The organism is Myceligenerans cantabricum, assembly GCF_054777735.1.
The window spans coordinates 630,442-647,062 of the sequence record NZ_BAAHAJ010000009.1; the positions used below are offsets into that span (position 1 = coordinate 630,442).

A 16,621-nucleotide genomic window follows, 5' to 3' on the forward strand; every position below is an offset into this window, starting at 1 on the left:
TCGCGCGGCGGTTCGGGGGTCCCGTCCTCCGCGTCCGGCTTCCCGGCGGACGGCGGCTGCTCGGACGGCGGCTGCTCGGGCGTCGGCTCGGGCGTCGGCTGCTCGGGCTCCGTCGGTTCGGTGGCCTGCGGTGTCGCGGTCCCGCCCGCGTCCCCGGAGCTGCCGTCCCCCGTGTCGCCGTTCTTCACGTCGCCGTCCGGCGTGCCGTCGCCCTCCGCGTCGTCCTTCGCGCCCTCGCCCTCCGCGTCGTCCTTCGCGCCCTCGTCCTTCGCGTCGTCCGGCGTGCCTCCGTCCGGCGCCTCGGCCAGCAGGTCGGCCAGAGTCTGCTTCGGCAGGCGGCGGAACGCGCGGCGCGGGCGCGCCCGCTCCAGGACCGCCACCTCGAGCTGGCCCGGCTCGATGGTCCGTGCCGTGGCGCCGTCGGACGACCCGAGGACCTTCACCGCGAGCCGCAGCGCCTCCCCGAGCGGCATGTCCGCGCGCCAGCCCTCGCCCACCTTGCGGCCGAGCTGCTCGGCCTGGCCGCCCATGACGACATGGCCGTGCTCGTCCGCGACGGTGCCGTCGTAGGTGAGCCGGTAGATCTGGTCGTCCTCCGCGGTCCGGCCGACCTCGGCGACGACGAGCTCCACCTCCAGCGGCTTGGACTCGGTGATGAACACGTTGCCGAGGATCTGCGCGTACGCGTTCGCCAGCCCGCGGGCCGTGACGTCCGAGCGGTCGTACGTGTAGCCGCGCAGGTCGGCGTACCGCACGCCGGCGACGCGCAGGTTCTCGAACTCGTTGTACTTGCCGACGGCCGCGAACCCGATGCGGTCGTAGATCTCGGAGATCTTGTGCAGCGCGCGGGACGGGTTCTCGGTGGCGAAGGCGATCCCGTCGTCGTACGCGAGGACGACGACGGACCGCCCGCGGGCGATCCCCTTGCGGGCGAAGTCCGCCCGGTCCTTCATGAGCTGCTCGGGCGAGACGTAGAAGGGCATGTTCATGCGAGGTACCCCCGTTCGCGCCGCTGGGCGACGATCTGCTCGGCGACGGCGGCGACGTCGTCGTCGGGCAGCCGCGAGTAGCCGTCCGCGGTGACCGTGGACACGACGGGGAAGATCCTGCGCACCGTGTCGGGGCCGCCCGTGGCGGAGTCGTCGTCGGCCGCGTCGTACAGCGCCTCGACGGCGACGGCGACCGCGCCGGCCGCCCCCAGGTCGGGCCGCCACAGCTTCTTCAGGGCACCGCGGGCGAACAGCGAGCCCGAGCCGATGCCGTGGTGCTCCTGCTCCTCGTAGCAGCCTCCGGTCGGGTCGTACGAGAAGATCCGGCCCTTGCCCCGCTCCAGGTCGTACCCCGCGAACAGCGGCACGACCGTCAGGCCCTGCATCGCCATCGGGAGGTTGCCCCGCAGCATCGTGGCCAGTCGGTTCGCCTTGCCCTCGAGGGACAGGAGAGAGCCCTCGATCTTCTCGTAGTGCTCGAGCTCGAGCTGGTAGAGCTTGACCAGCTCGATGCCGATCCCGGCCGCACCGGCGATCCCCACCGCGGAGTACTCGTCGGCGGGGAACACCTTCTCGATGGACCGGCTGGCGATCATCGGCCCGGACGTCGCACGCCGGTCACCGGCCATGACGACGCCGCCGCCGGCACGCCCGCCGTCACCGGGCGACCCGTCGCCGAACGTCACCGCCACGATCGTGGTGGCGTGCGGCGTCAGGTCGCCCCGGTGCCCGACGCCGTGATCCGGCGCACCGTACGCGCCGGGGCGGCCGACCAGGCTCACGCCCGGCATGCGGTCGGGCGCGTGCTCGGCGAGGAACTCGAAGAACGATGACGATCCCGGGCGCATGAACGCGTCCGGGAGTCCGTGACCGCGGCCGGCCGGGCCGCCTCCGAAGCCGTCCAACTACTGGCCACCCTTCTGCACGAAGCCACGGACGAACGACTCGGCGTTCGTCTCGAGCACGTCGTCGATCTCGTCCAGCAGCTCGTCGACCTCGTCGTCGCGCTGCTGCGACTGCCCCGCGGGGGCCGGGGCGTCTGCGGCGTCGTCGTCGGGGGTGCGGTCCTCGTGTGACGGATTGATACGTTCCTGACCGGCCATGATCGCCTCCTGGTATTACTCACGGCTGCCGCTGCTCTCGCCAGCCTAGGACCTTACGAGCACTTTGCGAATTATCCCTCGCCGGAAAGTCTCCGCAAAAGAGTCATGGCATCGGGACTTGCTTCCAGCAACGGCCCGACGATCGCCTCTGTTCCCCGCGCCGGATCCAGCATCGGGACCCGCTGCAGCGTCTGCCGGCCCCCGACGTCGAAGATCACCGAGTCCCAGCTCGCCGCCGAGACCTGGTCGCCGTAGCGCGCCATCACCTCGCCGCGGAAGTACGCGCGCGTGTCGACGGGCGGGTGGGCGACGGCGCGCGCCACCGAGCGCTCGTCGACGATCCGCTCGACGGCGCCCTTGGCCAGCAGCCGGTGGTAGATCCCGCGCTCCGGCCGCACGTCCGACCACTGCAGGTCCATGGCGTGCAGGCGGGGATGGTCCCAGGCCAGCCCGTCGCGCCGACGCAGGCCCTCCAGCAGCCGCAGCTTCGCGATCCACTCCACCTCGCGCGCGCAGGACGCCCGGTCCGTCGCCAGCCGCTCCAGCAGCGACGTCCAGCGCTCCAGCACCGCGTCGGAGTCCGGGTCGCTGCCCAGTGCCTTGAGCGACCGCGTGACCACGTCGGCGCACTCCCCCTGGATCTCCAGCGCCGTCATGGTCCGGCCGTCGGCCAGGTCCAGCGGCTCCGCCAGGTCCAGGTCGCGCGAGACCTGCTGGACCGCGGCCACCGGGTCCGCCAGCCGGAGGGCGCCGAGCTGCTTGCGGGCGTCCACACCGGCCTCACCGAGCTCGGTCAGGTGCTCCAGCACCCACAGGACCAGCGACGTCGTCCCCGTCTTGAGGTAGGTGGGCACCTCCATGCAGTTCGCGTCGCCGAGGATGAGGTGCAGGCGGCGCCAGCGCTGCCGGTCCGCGTGCGGCTCGTCGCGGGTGTTCACGATCGGCCGGCGCAGCGTCGTCTCCAGGCCGATCTCGGCCTCGATGTAGTCCGCACGCTGGGAGAGCTGGTAGCCGGCCTGCCCGCCCGTCGCGCCGAGGCCCACCCGGCCCGACCCGGTGAACACCTGCCGGGTCACGAGGAACGGCGTGATGAGCTCGGACAGCGTCGCGAACGACAGCGACCGGTCCACCAGGTAGTTCTCGTGGGTGCCGTAGCTGGCGCCCTTGCCGTCCACGTTGTTCTTGTACAGCACCGTCTCGCTGCCCGGGACGCCGGCCAGCGCGCGGACCGCAGCGAGCATGACCCGCTCCCCCGCGACGTCCCACCGCACGAGGTCCACCGGGTTGGTGACCTCGGGCGACGAGTACTCCGGGTGCGCGTGGTCCACGTAGAGCCGCGCCCCGTTGGTGAGGATGACGTTGGCCGCGCTCGGGTCGTCGTACTCCTCGGTGGCCGGGCGCTCCACGTCCTGCGGCGGCGAGCCGTGCCCGCCGCGCACCATCGGGATCTGCCCCGTGCCGGGCCGGCCACCGCCGACGACCGGCACCTGGCCGGTGCTCGGGCCCGACGGCGCCGGGAGCGCCGGGTCGTTCGTGATCATCGACGGGTGGGCGGAGGCCTGCTCGAGCCGGAACCCGCGGGCGTCCTGCAGCGGGTCCTCGTCGTCGTAGTCCCAGCGCGCCCTGCTGTGGGCGGCGGCGTCCCGGTCCGCGAGGGCCCGGTACGTCGTCACCACCTGGCTCGACAGCAGCATCGGGTTCGCCAGCGGACGACCCGGCTGCAGCACTCCGTACTCGGTCTCGATTCCCATCACGCGACGCACGCTCACATCACCCACACTATGTTGTCCGGAGCCGCCGGGTTCAGCCCTGCGGGCGCTCGCACCTCGCGTCCTCGGTCCTCGCCACGGGCCCGGGGGCCCGGGACCGGTCGGGTCGTTCTCCGACCGGCCCGGTCCCGGGTCACCGCGAACCTCACCACCGAGCCTCGTATCCCCAGGTCAGAGATATTGGCCGGTGTTCTGGACCGTGTCGATGGTGCGGGGTGCCGCGCCCTCGCCCTTCTTCTGGACGATGGTGCGGATGAAGACGATGCGCTCGCCCTTCTTCCCGCTGATCCGCGCCCAGTCGTCGGGGTTGGTGGTGTTGGGCAGGTCCTCGTTCTCCTGGAACTCGTCGACGCACGCGGACAGCAGGTGGTCGACCCGGATGCCCTTCTGACCGGTGGACAGGAAGTCCTTGATCGCGTTCTTCTTCGCCCGGTCCACGACGTTCTCGATCATGGCGCCGGAGTTGAAGTCCTTGAAGAACAGGGTCTCCTTGTCCCCGGACGCGTACGTGACCTCGAGGAACTGGTTCTCCTCGTCCTCGGAGTACATGCGCTCCACGACCGAGGTGATCATCCCGTCGAGCACCGCGGCCGTGTTGCCCGCGTACTCGGCGACGTCCTCGGCGTGGATGGGCAGGTCCTGGGTGAGGTACTTCGCGAAGATCTCCTTGGCCCCCTCGGCGTCCGGCCGCTCGATCTTGATCTTCACGTCGAGCCGGCCCGGGCGGAGGATCGCCGGGTCGATCATGTCCTCACGGTTGGACGCGCCGATGACGATGACGTTGTCGAGCCGCTCGACGCCGTCGATCTCCGCGAGGAGCTGCGGCACGATCGTGGTCTCGACGTCGGACGACAGCCCCGTGCCACGGGTGCGGAACAGGGACTCCATCTCGTCGAAGAACACGACGACCGGCATACCCTGGGAGGCCTTCTCCCGGGCGCGGGCGAAGATGAGACGGATGTGTCGCTCCGTCTCGCCCACGTACTTGTTGAGCAGCTCCGGGCCCTTGACGTTGAGGAAGAAGCTCTTCGCCGCCGGGTCGCCACCGCTGGCCTTCGCGACCATCCCGGCCAGGGAGTGCGCCACCGCCTTCGCGATGAGGGTCTTGCCGCAGCCGGGCGGGCCGTACAGCAGGACGCCCTTGGGCGGGCGCAGCCCGTGCTCCCGGAACAGGTCCGGGTGCGCGAAGGGCAGCTCCACGGCGTCGCGGATGGCCTCGATCTGCGGGCCGAGCCCGCCGATGTCGGCGTAGTCGATGTCCGGGACCTCCTCGAGGACGAGCTCCTCGACCTCGGACTTGGGCACCACCTCGAAGACGAAGCCGCTGCGGGTGTCCACGGTGAGCGAGTCACCGACCCGGAGCGGCTCGTCGGCGACGGAGCCGGCCAGGCGCACCACGCGCTCCTCGTCGGCACGGCCGACGACGAGCACCCGGTCGGCGCCGAGCAGCTCCTTGACGGTGACGAGCTCGCCGGTGGTCTCGTAGTCCCCGGCGGCCACCACCGTCATCGCCTCGTTGAGCTTGACCTCCTGGCCCGGGCTCAGCCGGGTCACGTCCAGGCTCGGGCTGGCCGCCACGTGCATCTTGCGGCCCGACGAGGAGATGTCCACGGATCCGTCGGAGTGCGCCCCCAGGAAGGTGGCGTACGTGCCCGGCGGCTTGGCCAGGTCGTCCAGCTGCTTCTTCAACTCGACGATCTGGTCGCGAGCGGCTCGGAGCGCCTCGGCAAGGCGCTCGTTCTTTGCGGAGAGGAGGGCAATCTGACGCTCGTAGTCGCGATTCGGCATCGATCCGTTATCGGGAAGGTTGTATCCACCTGAGTTCTCGGTCATGGCTTCCCCTCTCGGTAGGGCCCGGAAGGCGACCCTACGACGCGAACCGCCTCCGAGAACAGCACTGTAGGCGCAGTGTCTGACACTCCGGGAGGTAGAACGCCCGTCCGAGACGGCGCAGGTACCTGATCGTTACGCGCCGTTCACGTGGCGCGTGGTCCCGGGCGTACGTCCGCGAAAGAGGTGTTCGCTCTTGGCGGACCCGGCGCCGTCTCAGCCCGTGGGAAGCCCCTTCACCCTCCACCCCGGCCCGGCCCGGCCCGGCCCGGCGGCGCCGGGTCACTCCTCGGGCTTGCCGACCTCGCGGCGCACGCGCCGGATCTTCTTGGCGGAGACCTCTCGCTCGCCGAGCACGTCGTCGGTCCACTCGTCCGCCCACCCGGCGTCGACGGCCTGGTCCGCGGCCGCGCCGTCCGCCGTCGCGCGCACCGTCTTGGCGCCCTTGGCGGGGCGGCGCCGGCGCTCGGGCGGGGCGACGCCGTCGGCCAGGCGCCGCGCGGTGATGAGGAAGCCGGTGTGACCGACCATCCGGTGCTGCGGGCGCACCGCGAGGCCCTCCAGGTGCCAGCCACGCACGATGGTCTCGAACGCGGACGGCTCCGCGAACCGGCCCCCGGCCCGCAGGTCCTCGGCGGTGCGGGACAGCTGCGTGGCCGTCGCGACGTAGCAGATCAGCACGCCGCCGGGCACGAGCGCGTCGGCGACGACGTCGAGGTTCTCCCACGGGGCGAGCATGTCCAGCACGACCCGGTCCACGGTGCCGGGCCCGGCGACGTCGGGCAGGCGCTCGGCGAGGTCGCCCGTGTGCAGGTGCCACGCCGGGTGCGGACCACCGAAGAACGTCTCGACGTTGCCGCTCGCGATCGCGGCGAAGTCCTCGCGCCGCTCGATCGAGTGCAGCTCGCCCGTGTCGCCGACCGCCCGGAGCAGCGAGAGCGTGAGGCCGCCCGACCCGACGCCCGCCTCCACCACCCGGGCCCCCGGGAAGATGTCCGCCATGGTGACGATCTGGCCCGCGTCCTTCGGGTAGACGACGGCGGCCCCGCGCGGCATCGACAGCACGTAGTCGTTCAGCAGCGGGCGCAGCGCCAGGTACTCGACCTCGGCGGTGTTCGTGACGACCCAGCCCTCGGGCCTGCCGAGGAGCTCCTCGTGCTTGAAGTAGCCCTTGTGGGTGTGGAACGTGGCACCGGGCTTGAGGGTGATGGTGTGCATCCGCCCCTTGGGGTCGGTCAGCTGCACCTTGTCGCCCTCGCGGAACGGGCCACGACGCACGTCGGCGCCGGTCGCCGTGGGGCGGTTCTGGTCGGGGCCGCCGGGCTGCGCGGCACGCTCGTGGGTCGGAGAAGTCACGACGGACCATCCTACGTGCGCGCGGCAGGCAGGGCCCGCGGGCTCGGGCGACAGCAGGCCCGGGTCCGTCGCGATCGACGCCACCGCGGCCCTACGCCTTGCGGACCGCCCTCGCCACCGAGGCCAGGTCGAGGACACCGGTCACCCGGTCACCGTCGACCACCGGGACCAGGCGGGCGCCGCCCGACGACGCGGCCAGGTGCCGCAGCAGGTCCTGGCCGGCGACGTCAGGGCCGACGGAGCTCCTGGGCACGAACGGCACGGCGACGGCGTCGACCTGGGTCCGCTCGCGCGCCTCGGGCGGGACCGACTCCACGGCGTCGTCGTCGAGGACCGCCAGCGGCACGTCGTCGTGGCCCACGACGACGACGCGCGGCGCCACCCGACCCGGCTCGGCGGACGGCCGGACGGCGAGCGCGGCCGCCACGGTGGAGCCGATCGGGACGGTCACGACCTGGGCGGCGAGGCTCCCGGCCCGCAGCGAGGCGACGGCCTCGCGCCGCCGGCCGGCGGCGATGGCGCTGCTCGCACCGGCCCAGAGGAAGGCGGCCACGAGCACCGACCACAGCACCCTGTTGAGGTCCGGCCGCAACCCGTCGAGGAACGGGACGACCAGTGCCCAGACGAGGACGCCGACCGCGATGAGACGTCCGGTCCAGCCGGCGACGATCGTGCCCCGGCTGCGGGACCCGGTGACGGCCCAGACGACGGCCTCGAGGATCTGGCCGCCGTCCAGCGGAAGGCCGGGCAGCAGGTTGAAGACGCCGACGAACGCGTTGGAGAACGCGCCGGCGAACAGGAGGAGGGCGGGGACGTCGAGCCCGTCGGCGGACCGGGCGAGGAACGCGAACCAGAGGCCGCCCGCGAGCACGATGTTGGTCAGCGGCCCGACGACGGCGACCAGGATGCCGTCCAGCGGCCGGGCAAGACCTCCGGAGTAGGCGGTGTGGCCGCCCCAGAGCGTGATGGCGAGCTCGTGGACCTCCTGCCCGCGGGCGCGGGCGACGAGCGCGTGGGCCACCTCGTGCAGGAACACGGACCCGAACAGCATGAGCACGAACGCCGCGGCCACGAGGTAGGCGGTGGCGCCGAGGTCCGGCATCTGGCTCTGGGCGACCGGGGCGAAGACGAGGGTGAGCACCGCCGCGGCGACGAACCAGGAGGGCGTCACGATGACGGGCGCGCCCGCGATGCGCCCGAGCGTCCAGCCACGGGAGCGCGGGGGTGCGGGGCGTGCCGGTGGCGTGGTGTTCACCGGCACAGCGTATCCGCCGGTGCGGGCCGCATCGCGACCGGACGACGCGCCTGTGGACAACCGGTCGTTGTCAGTGTCTCCCCCTAGGGTTGGCGCCATGACCGTGATCGCACCTCCGTCCCGCCCGCCGGCGCTGTCCCCGTCCCGTGCGAGCGACTTCCTGCAGTGCCCGCTGCTGTTCCGGCTACGGACCGTGGACCGGCTGCCGGAACCGGCGTCGTCGGCGGCGACGCGCGGGACGCTGGTGCACTCGGTGCTGGAACGGCTGTACGACGCGCCGCTGGGCGAGCGCACGCCCGCGGCCGCGCAGGCGCTGCTGCCCGTCGAGTGGGAGAAGCTGCGGGAGACCGACCCGCGCGTGAAGGAGCTGTTCGCACCGGGCGGCGACGCCGAGTCGGAGGGCCTGGACAACTGGCTCGACGGCGCGGGCCGTCTGGTGAGCACCTACTTCACGCTGGAGGACCCGAACCGCCTGGAGCCGGCGGAACGGGAGCTGAAGGTGGAGACGCGGCTGCCGGACGGGCCGCTGCTGCGCGGCATCGTGGACCGCCTCGACGTGAGGCCCGACGACGGCGCGCTGCGGGTCGTGGACTACAAGACGGGCCGCTCCCCCAAGCCCCGTTTCGAGGAGAAGGTGCTCTTCCAGCTGCGCTTCTACGGGCTCGTGCTGTGGCGGGAGCGCGGCGTGGTGCCGAAGCTGCTGCAGCTGGTCTACCTGGGCGACGGGCAGATCCTGCGCGCGGAGCCCACGCGGGAACAGCTCGAGGGCGCCGAGCGCAAGGTGCGCTGGGTCTGGTCCGAGATCGAGAAGGCGGCCCGCAGCGAGACGTGGGAGCCCCGGCCCAGCAAGCTGTGCGACTGGTGCGCGCACCGGTCGGTGTGCCCGGCTTTCGGGGGCACCCCGCCGGAGATCCCGGAGGGCGCGGTCGAGCTACGGCTCGGGATCTCGTAGGCCCGCGGGCCGTCCCGCTCTCGCCGGCAGGATCGGGCGCTCCGGTGCGACGGTGACCGTAGGCCGGAAGGTGCGCAGCGTGGCCCACGTCGCGCCGAGCACGCCGCACACGCCCAGGAAGCCCGCCATGGCCGCGAGCGGCACGGGCTCCGCGTAGAGTCCTGGCTCCGCCGGCGTGGTCAGCTCGGCGACGAGCCAGCTGACGAGATCACCCGTCGCGACCGCGGCCCACAGCGGCACGAGCAGCCGTGGCCGCCGCGCGAGCCCGGCGGCCACGCCGAGGAGCACGGGGAGCACGACGGGGAGCAGATATCTCGGGTACATCCCGCCGCCCTCGGCGGCGTACAGCACCTGCGCAGAGGCGGAGACGACGACGGCCGTCCACGGCAGCAGGGCGACCAGCCACCGGTCAGCCGGACGCTCTCGGTCGTCGTGGACCGGCGTGCCCCCACGGCGGCGACGGTGCGTCAGCAGGGCGACGACCAGCGGGGTCCAGACGAGGAGGGTCGCCGTGACCACCAGGGTCGTCGCCGAGTAGGGCGTGGTCGGGGGGACACGGCCTGCCCACCAGAAGAAGTCGGGCAGGCGGGCCCAGGTGACCGGGTCGAGCACGACCTGCCACACGGGCCGCACGACGCGGTCCTGGTTCGCGAGCGCCCAGTCGAAGTGGGACCCCTGGAAGTTCCCGGTGAGGGCCAGGTTGCGTGCGTAGAACCAGCCGGAGGCGGCCAGCGCCGTCGCCGGCCCACCGAGCGCCAGCGCCACGACCGGAGCCCACCCTCCCCGCCGCTGCGCGGCCCGCACGGTCCCGGCCGCCACGACGAACGCCCCCACGACGACGGCGACGAGCGCCGCGGACAGCCGGGACAGCGAGCAGGCCGCCGCCAGCAGGCACAGGACGACGACGAGCCGCGCGGCGAGGCCACGCCGGATCGCCGTCGCGCCCACGCCGAACATCGTGGTCACGCAGAGGGTGGCGACCAGGTCGTTGAAGGCTGTCCCTCCCGCGTGGGCGACGACGGCCGCCAGGCCGGCCAGCAGGGCCACGAGCTGCGGCAGCACGCTCCCCGGGCGGCAGATCCGGCCTGCGCTCCACCAGGCCGCGAGCACGAGCCCGCCGGCCAGCAGGAGGTTCACCGTGCGGGCGGCGTACACCGCGGCCACGGGGTGACCGGCGTCGGCGAGCGGTCCGACGAGCCAGGAGACGAGCAGGTAGAACAACGGCGGGTGCTGGGCGGTCCACTGCACGGGGGCCAGGCGAGCGCCGTCGGGCCGGAGCCGGAGGCCCTCCTCGAAGACGGGGAGCCCGCCGTGCCACACCTGGTAGGCGTAGTCCACGTGCACCGGCTCGTCGCCGGTGGCATAAGGCGGGTCGGTGAGCAGGACGGTCAGCGACAGCAGGACCGCGGACACGACCGCCGCGCCGACCGCCGCGCGGTGCGGGTCCGCCAGGAGCCGGACGAGGGAGCGGGTCACGGGAGCCGGATCAGGTCGGCGTCGGCGATGTTGCGGAGCCGTTCCCGGCCGTGCCGTGTCAGCAGCAGCACCGTCATCAGGATCGCGACGGACATGGCTCCCACCATGATGAACAGGTAGGCACCGTGCAGCGACGAGTCCAGCGGCGCTACCAGGCCGGTGAGCACCACGACCGCGACGACCGCCGTCGTGCCGGCGCGCGACAGCCTGAGCGGCGCCAGGAAGGGGATCAGCCAGAGGAAGTACCACAGGTGCACCACGGGACTGAGCAGCAGCATGGCGCCGACGAGCAGCGCGGCTCCCCGGACCCCGTCCGCCGCGTCCCCGGTCGGCCGGCGCAGGGCGGTCCATCCGGCGAACGCGAGCAGGGCGACCATGGCGAGCTGCCGGAGCAGGTCCCGGAACAGGTCCGGCTCCAACCCGGTCCAGAGCGTCCCGGCCATCCAGTCGAGGGTGCGGCCGACGACGGTCGGCGGCGAGAGCAGGGTGTCGATGCTGGCCGGGACGCCCAGCGCCGAGACCCAGCCGACGCCGAGACCCCACAGGACGCCGCTTCCGACCAGGGTCCCGATCGAGACCGCGGCGACCAGCAGCAGGCGGTGCAACCGGTCGACGAGGAGCGCGCCGGCGCGGAGCGTGACCAGGACGACCACCACGCAGATCAGTCCGCCGGGCAGCTTCACGGCCGCGGCCAGGCCACCGAGCACGGCTCCGGGGACCCAGCCGTGCTCGACGGCGGCCACCAGCGCGGCGGCCATCAGGCCCACCATCAGCAGGTCGTTGTGCAGACCTCCGACGCCGTTGGCCATCATCAGCGGCGAGACGAGCACGAGGGCGGAGGCCAGGGCCGGGTTGACGCCCGTCCAACCGGCCATCCTCGGCACCGCCCAGGCCAGCAGAGCCAGTCCGGCGAGAGCCACGATCCGGTGTCCCACCACGAGCACCCACGGGTTGCCGGTCAGGCCGGCGCCGAGGTCGCCCACGATCAGCGGCAGGGGACCGTACGGCGCGGGCGTCTCCATCCAGCGGGGGTCGACGGCCTCCGCGACCGGTCCGGCGAGCGCCCCCGGGCCGTACTCGTACGGCGACAGCCCGACCTGGACGAGCATCCCCTGCGCGGCATACGACCAGCCGTCGCGGGAGAAGAGCGGCGGGGCCACCAGCAGCGGCAGGGACCACAGCACCGTGGCCCGGCGGACGAGCGCGAGCGCCGCGGCCCGCTGCGCTCCTTCGGCACCGGCGACCGCCCGGCACAACGCCAGCCAAGCGCCGGCGAGCAGGCCCAGTCCGAGCAGCACGACGCCGAGGCCCGCCATCCTGCCCGCGGTGTGCGCGCGCAGGGAGGCCAGCGGCTCGCCCGCCAGGATCGCCGCGGAGTCGGGCAGTGCGGAGACCACCAGCCCTCCGAGCAGGACCAGCACGCTTCCGACGACGCCACGGGTCAGCACGCTCGAAAGATATGGCCGGGCCGGTACGCGGTGCCGACGTGCGCACGAACAGCACGACAATCCTGCGTGTCCGGACCGAGAACACGCTGTGATCCGGGCGGTGACGCCGCCATGCCGTGGCGGTCGGGGCGGACACCGGTCAGGGCCTGCGGGCCGACGTCAGTAGCGGTCGACGACCTCGCCGGCGGCGATGCGGGAGATGAGGTCCAGGCCGACACCGTCGAGCGAGCGGAGACGGCTCAGGCCGGGACGCTCCTCGACCGGGACGACCGCCTCGACGCCGAGCGTGCGGGCGCCGCTCGCGAGCGCGGACCGGATGCCGACGGGCGAGTCCTCGATGGCGACGCAGTCCTCGGGCGCGACGCCGAGCCGCGCGGCGGCGGTACGGTACGGCTCCGGGTGGGGCTTGCCGTGCGTGACCTCGTCGCCGGGGACAATGGTCGCGAACGTGCCGTCCGGCGCGCCGTCGGCGACGCCCTCGGCCAGCTCGCGGTAGGACATCGTCACGATCGCGCAGGGCACGCCCGCCTCGTTCAGGGCGGCGAGCAGCGGCAGCACGCCCGGCCGCCACGGCACCTCCTGCGCGACCCGGGCCCGCACCCGGGCCCCGAGCCAGTCGACGATGTCCGCCGGCGCCATCGGCACGCCCGCGTCCCGCAGGATCCCCGCGCTGACGAGGAGCTGCTGCCCTACGAGCCGCATCGCGTCCTCGTGCGTCCAGGTGACGCCGTGAGCCCGGGTGAGCTCCTGCTCGGCGGCGATCCAGCAGGGCTCGGTGTCCACGAGGGTCCCGTCCATGTCGAACAGGACGGCCTTCGGCAGCGAGAGTGCCGGACGGTCGCGTCGACCTGCGGACTCATGGCCAGTGACGGTGTTCAGGGTGACTCCCACAGCTCGCGTGCGTCGATCGATGTGCGTCAGGAGCGTACTTGACCATCCGGCACCGGCACGTGACGCCCGGGCGACGAGCAGGTGTCCGTGCCGGCGGCCGGCGGACCAGCCGGACCGCCTCCGACGTGCCGCGGCTGCTGGGCGCACGTCGGGCTGGACTCCTTGGACAGCACGGACGGACTGCTGGCACGAGTGGGTGGGGAAGGCACCGACACCCCACGGCACGGTTGAATGGGACCCGACATGACGACCTACTTCACGTCCGACATGCACTTCGGGCACCTCAACATCATCCGCTTCTGCGACCGCCCGTTCGACGGGGTCGGGCAGATGAACGCGCGCCTCGCAGAGCTCTGGAACGACACCGTGTCCGAGCAGGACACGGTCTGGGTGCTCGGCGACGTCGCCCTCGGCGCCCTCGACGACTCCCTGTCCTGGATCGGCCGGCTGGCCGGGCACAAGATCCTGGTGCCGGGCAACCACGACCGCTGTTGGTCCGGCGACCGCAGCCTGCGCAAGGGATCCGACGAGGGCCGCGCCGCCCGCCGCGAGCAGGCCCGCGCCCGCTACCTGGGGGCAGGCTTCGCCGAGATCCTCGACGAGCCCGGCCGCTTCCCGGTCGCCGGCCACGCCGCCGCGGTCTCCCACTTCCCGTTCACCGGTGACTCCCACGGCGCGGACCGCTACGTCGAGCACCGCCCCGCCGACGACGGCGGCTGGGTGCTGCACGGTCACGTGCACGACACGTGGCGGCAGCGGGACCGGCAGCTCAACGTCGGCGTCGACGCGTGGGCCGGGCGCCCGGTCGCGGCCGAGACGCTCGCCGCGATGGTCGACGACGGCCCGCGCGACCTGGAGCCGCTCCCCTGGACGCGCCCCACGGGCCAAGCGATCGCGCGGGTAGGCACGAGCGTGAGGTAGGGGCGAGTGCTCAGGTAGGCGCCAGGGGGCGCTCCCCACGCCCCTACGTGAGCACTCGCCCCTACCTCGCCGTCGTCCCCTACCCGCGGGCTAGGGACGCATCTGCTCGGAGGACGCCTCCGCGCGGGCCGCCTCGAGCGTCCGCAGGAGCTCGTCCGACCGTTCGGAGTGCTCCTGGAAGCGGGTCGGGTTCCCGCGCGCCAGCCGGGAGCGGATCCGGGCCGCGCGCCGCGCCCCGGCGAGCGCCGCCTCGACGTCCCCGGCGCCGGCGCGCGCGACGGCGAGGTTCGTCAGCGCGAGCGCGAGGTCCGGCTCGTACGTCTCGGGCTGCGCCGCGGCGAGGTCGTCGAGCACGTCCGCGGCCTCCTGCGCGGCGGCGGTCGCGGCGTCGTACCGCCCGACGTCCGCGTACGTCCCCGCGAGGTTCGTCAGCGAGACGCCCAGCACCGGCAGGTGCTGGTGCCCCCCGCGTTCGGTCAGCCGCCGGCTGGCGCCCACCGCCTCCTCCGCCGGGTCGACGGCGTCCGGCGTGCGGTCGTTCTCCGCGAGCCGCGAGGAGAGGTTCGACAGCGACTTCACCAGGCCGGGCAGGTGCCGTTCGGGATGGACGGCCGCGAGCTCGCGGAGGATGCCGGTGGCCTCGTCCTCCGCCGCGAGCGCCTCGGAGACGTTCCCGAGGGCCGAGTGCGTGACTCCGAGGTTGGACAGGGAGGCGGCCAGGTCCGGCAGGTGCCGGTCCGGGTTCGACGCCGCGAGCCGGCGGCGGATCGCGACGGCCTCCCGCTCGCGCTCCAGGCCCAGGCGGCGCCGGCCGAGCTGCGCGTTCAGGATGCCGAGGTTCGACAGCGTCTGGGCGACGAACGGCAGGTAGCCGTCGTGCTGGTCGGCGAGGCCGCGGCGCAGCTCGAGCGCCTCGGCGGTGGCGCGGGCGGCCTCCGCGAGCCTGCCCAGCTCGCTCAGGCGCGCCCCGAGGTAGGACAGGGCGCTGGCCAGGTCGGGGGTGTAGCGGTAGGGGTCGTGCCGCACGAGCTCCCGGCAGGTCGCCACCGACTCCAGCGTGCACCGGTGGGCCTCGTCGGCGGCGCCCAGCTCGGCGTGCCGCTTGCCGAGGTTCCACAGCCCCTTGGCGAGCAGCGGGCGGATCTGCGCCGGTTCGTCGTCGGACACGGTGCGGGCCAGCTCGACGCCCTCGTCCGACGCCGCCAGCGCGTCCTGCGCCTGCCCGAGCTCGGAGAGCGTGCTGCCGATGTTCATCGCGGACTGCGCGAGCGCCGGCCGGTACCGGACGGGGTCCGCGGCGGCGAGCCCGCGGTACGCCCCGGCGCCGGCGAGCTCGTCCTCGAGCGCCTCGTCGAGGCGTCCGCGGAACCACAGCAGGGTGCCCCGCAGCGCGCGGGCCGCGGCGACGGCGGGTGCGCGAGCAGGGCTCGGGGCGGTGGCTCCTGGGGCGGCGGGGCCGGGCACGGTGGGGGTCGCGGTAGCGTCCGCCGGGGTGCCGGCGAGGAGCCGCAGGGCCGCGTCCGTGGCGTCGAGGGCCCGGGCGTAGTCGGCGTCGTACTTGAGGGCGTCGGCCATGACGAGGTGGGCCGCGGCCTGCCGGTCCGGGTCGTCGTCGAGCAGCGCGACGGCCCGCTCGGCGAGCGCCACCCGCGCACGCATGAAGGTGCCGGCCAGGTAGTGCGGGTGGCAGGCGAACGTCTCGAGCACGGCGGCCTCGTCGGGGAGCTGCGCGGTCACGCGGGCGTAGGCGTCGGCCACCGCGTCGCCCGACTCGTGCCGCATGCCCGACGACGCGACCTTCGCCAGCAGCCGGGCCGCACGGACCGCCTGCCCCGGGCTCAGGCCGGTCGTGGTCCGCTCGGCGAACCGCGGGGCCTGGGCGAGCGCGCGCTCGACCATCCGCTCGCCGGCCTGCGGGGACGACGCCGGTCCCGGCGCGCCGGTGCCGTCCTCGGTACCCAGGAGCATCGCCGTGACGAGATCGAGGCCGGCCGCGCCGACACCCGTGCCCGCGCCCGGGACGGCGTCGGTCACGGGTCGTTCCGGGGCGTCCGTCGGCTCGTCGACTGGGAGCTCGCGGACCGGCGAGGCGCAGAGCAGGTCGCGCAGGGCGGGCGCGCCGTGCTCCAGGCGGTCCCGCCAGACCGTCGTACCGCGGGCGAGCAGGAGGGCGCGGGTCCGGTCGTGGCCCTGCCGTGCGATGCCGAGGAGGAGCGCGCGCAGTGCGGGGAAGGTGTCGGCGTCGTCGACCACCAGGAGGCGGCGGTCGGCCGGCGCCTCGAGGGCCGCGCGGGCGTCCTCGTCCGTCCGGACGTGCAGCACCGTCCAGCGGCGGCGGGCCAGGCGCCGCCCGAGCTCGTGCGCGAGCCGCGTCTTGCCGACGCCCGCGGGCCCGGTGATCAACCGCACCGCGACAGGGCTCCGCGACCTCGTCCAGCGGAGCAGGTCCCGGAGCTCCGCACGGTGTGCGGCGGACCGGGGTTCCTGCCGGGGGGCCACCCAGGCCGCCCAGAGACGCGGGATCCGTGTGCGCTGCACAAGGGGGCGAAGGTCCACCACGTCAGTGAAGCGGACAATCACGGTCCCTGCCAGAAATGGGGCGATAAGCAGCAGTTGCGCGAAACCGCGTCA

12 protein-coding genes and 1 pseudogene are annotated in these 16,621 nt (G+C 73.7%); 2 read left to right on the forward strand and 11 right to left on the reverse strand.

The annotated features are described in order from the left end of the window. Positions 1–299: 299 nt before the first annotated feature. The 7 genes and pseudogenes from prcA to ACYU96_RS12030 form a co-directional block, all read right to left on the reverse strand. Positions 300–989, reverse strand: a pseudogene (gene prcA / locus ACYU96_RS12000) (proteasome subunit alpha); the annotation flags it as partial. Further along, the gene (gene prcB / locus ACYU96_RS12005) at positions 986–1,837 is read right to left on the reverse strand and encodes a proteasome subunit beta (protein WP_460754609.1); all 852 of its coding nucleotides are present in this window, start codon (positions 1,835–1,837) and stop codon (positions 986–988) included. The gene prcB and the pseudogene prcA, both read right to left, overlap by 4 nt. Before the next feature lie 57 nt (positions 1,838–1,894). Further along, positions 1,895–2,092: a ubiquitin-like protein Pup gene (locus tag ACYU96_RS12010; protein WP_460753460.1), complete on the reverse strand. Its 198-nt coding sequence runs from the start codon at positions 2,090–2,092 to the stop codon at positions 1,895–1,897. 71 nt (positions 2,093–2,163) lie between these two features. Then, the gene (dop, locus tag ACYU96_RS12015) at positions 2,164–3,843 is read right to left on the reverse strand and encodes a depupylase/deamidase Dop (protein ID WP_460754612.1); all 1,680 of its coding nucleotides are present in this window, start codon (positions 3,841–3,843) and stop codon (positions 2,164–2,166) included. Between the two features lie 189 nt (positions 3,844–4,032). Beyond that, entirely contained in the window at positions 4,033–5,694 is a 1,662-nt protein-coding gene (gene arc, locus ACYU96_RS12020) for a proteasome ATPase (RefSeq protein ID WP_460753463.1), read from the reverse strand. Positions 5,695–5,973: 279 nt separating this feature from the next. Further along, positions 5,974–7,047, reverse strand: a complete 1,074-nt coding sequence (locus ACYU96_RS12025; RefSeq protein ID WP_460753465.1) for a tRNA (adenine-N1)-methyltransferase — start codon at positions 7,045–7,047, stop codon at positions 5,974–5,976. Positions 7,048–7,138: 91 nt separating this feature from the next. Continuing rightward, positions 7,139–8,302, reverse strand: coding sequence for a site-2 protease family protein (locus ACYU96_RS12030; protein WP_460753468.1), 1,164 nt, complete (start codon positions 8,300–8,302; stop codon positions 7,139–7,141). Positions 8,303–8,399: 97 nt separating this feature from the next. Between ACYU96_RS12030 and ACYU96_RS12035 the strand changes: the two genes are divergently transcribed. Beyond that, the gene (locus tag ACYU96_RS12035) at positions 8,400–9,254 is read left to right on the forward strand and encodes a RecB family exonuclease (protein ID WP_460753471.1); all 855 of its coding nucleotides are present in this window, start codon (positions 8,400–8,402) and stop codon (positions 9,252–9,254) included. Here ACYU96_RS12035 and ACYU96_RS12040 read toward each other — a convergent pair. The 3 genes from ACYU96_RS12040 to ACYU96_RS12050 form a co-directional block, all read right to left on the reverse strand. Then, positions 9,234–10,730, reverse strand: a complete 1,497-nt coding sequence (locus ACYU96_RS12040; protein ID WP_460753474.1) for a hypothetical protein — start codon at positions 10,728–10,730, stop codon at positions 9,234–9,236. The two genes, ACYU96_RS12035 and ACYU96_RS12040, sit on opposite strands and share 21 nt — an antisense overlap. Next, positions 10,727–12,178, reverse strand: a complete 1,452-nt coding sequence (gene mptB / locus ACYU96_RS12045) for a polyprenol phosphomannose-dependent alpha 1,6 mannosyltransferase MptB (RefSeq protein WP_460753477.1) — start codon at positions 12,176–12,178, stop codon at positions 10,727–10,729. Before mptB ends, ACYU96_RS12040 begins: the two co-directional genes overlap by 4 nt. Before the next feature lie 159 nt (positions 12,179–12,337). Then, positions 12,338–13,069 carry an HAD family hydrolase gene (locus ACYU96_RS12050; RefSeq protein WP_460753480.1) on the reverse strand — a complete coding sequence of 244 codons (732 nt, stop codon included), beginning with the start codon at positions 13,067–13,069 and terminating at the stop codon, positions 12,338–12,340. Between the two features lie 243 nt (positions 13,070–13,312). On the opposite strand from ACYU96_RS12050, the gene ACYU96_RS12055 reads away from it, so the two are divergent. Continuing rightward, the gene (locus tag ACYU96_RS12055; RefSeq protein ID WP_460753482.1) at positions 13,313–13,990 is read left to right on the forward strand and encodes a metallophosphoesterase; all 678 of its coding nucleotides are present in this window, start codon (positions 13,313–13,315) and stop codon (positions 13,988–13,990) included. Positions 13,991–14,080: 90 nt separating this feature from the next. Here the strand turns inward: ACYU96_RS12055 and ACYU96_RS12060 are convergent, their stop codons facing one another. Then, a complete protein-coding gene (locus ACYU96_RS12060; RefSeq protein WP_460753485.1) occupies positions 14,081–16,546 on the reverse strand; it encodes a tetratricopeptide repeat protein in 2,466 nt (821 codons plus the stop codon). Positions 16,547–16,621: the final 75 nt, after the last annotated feature.

Excerpts from the sequence above, each read along its gene's own strand:
- prcB (WP_460754609.1), bottom strand. The coding sequence starts at position 1,837 with ATGCGCCCGGGATCGTCATCGTTCTTCGAGTTCCTCGCCGAGCACGCG.
- ACYU96_RS12010 (WP_460753460.1), bottom strand. The coding sequence starts at position 2,092 with ATGGCCGGTCAGGAACGTATCAATCCGTCACACGAGGACCGCACCCCC.
- dop (WP_460754612.1), bottom strand. The coding sequence starts at position 3,843 with ATGGGAATCGAGACCGAGTACGGAGTGCTGCAGCCGGGTCGTCCGCTG.
- arc (WP_460753463.1), bottom strand. The coding sequence starts at position 5,694 with ATGACCGAGAACTCAGGTGGATACAACCTTCCCGATAACGGATCGATG.
- ACYU96_RS12035 (WP_460753471.1), top strand. The coding sequence starts at position 8,400 with ATGACCGTGATCGCACCTCCGTCCCGCCCGCCGGCGCTGTCCCCGTCC.
- ACYU96_RS12055 (WP_460753482.1), top strand. The coding sequence starts at position 13,313 with ATGACGACCTACTTCACGTCCGACATGCACTTCGGGCACCTCAACATC.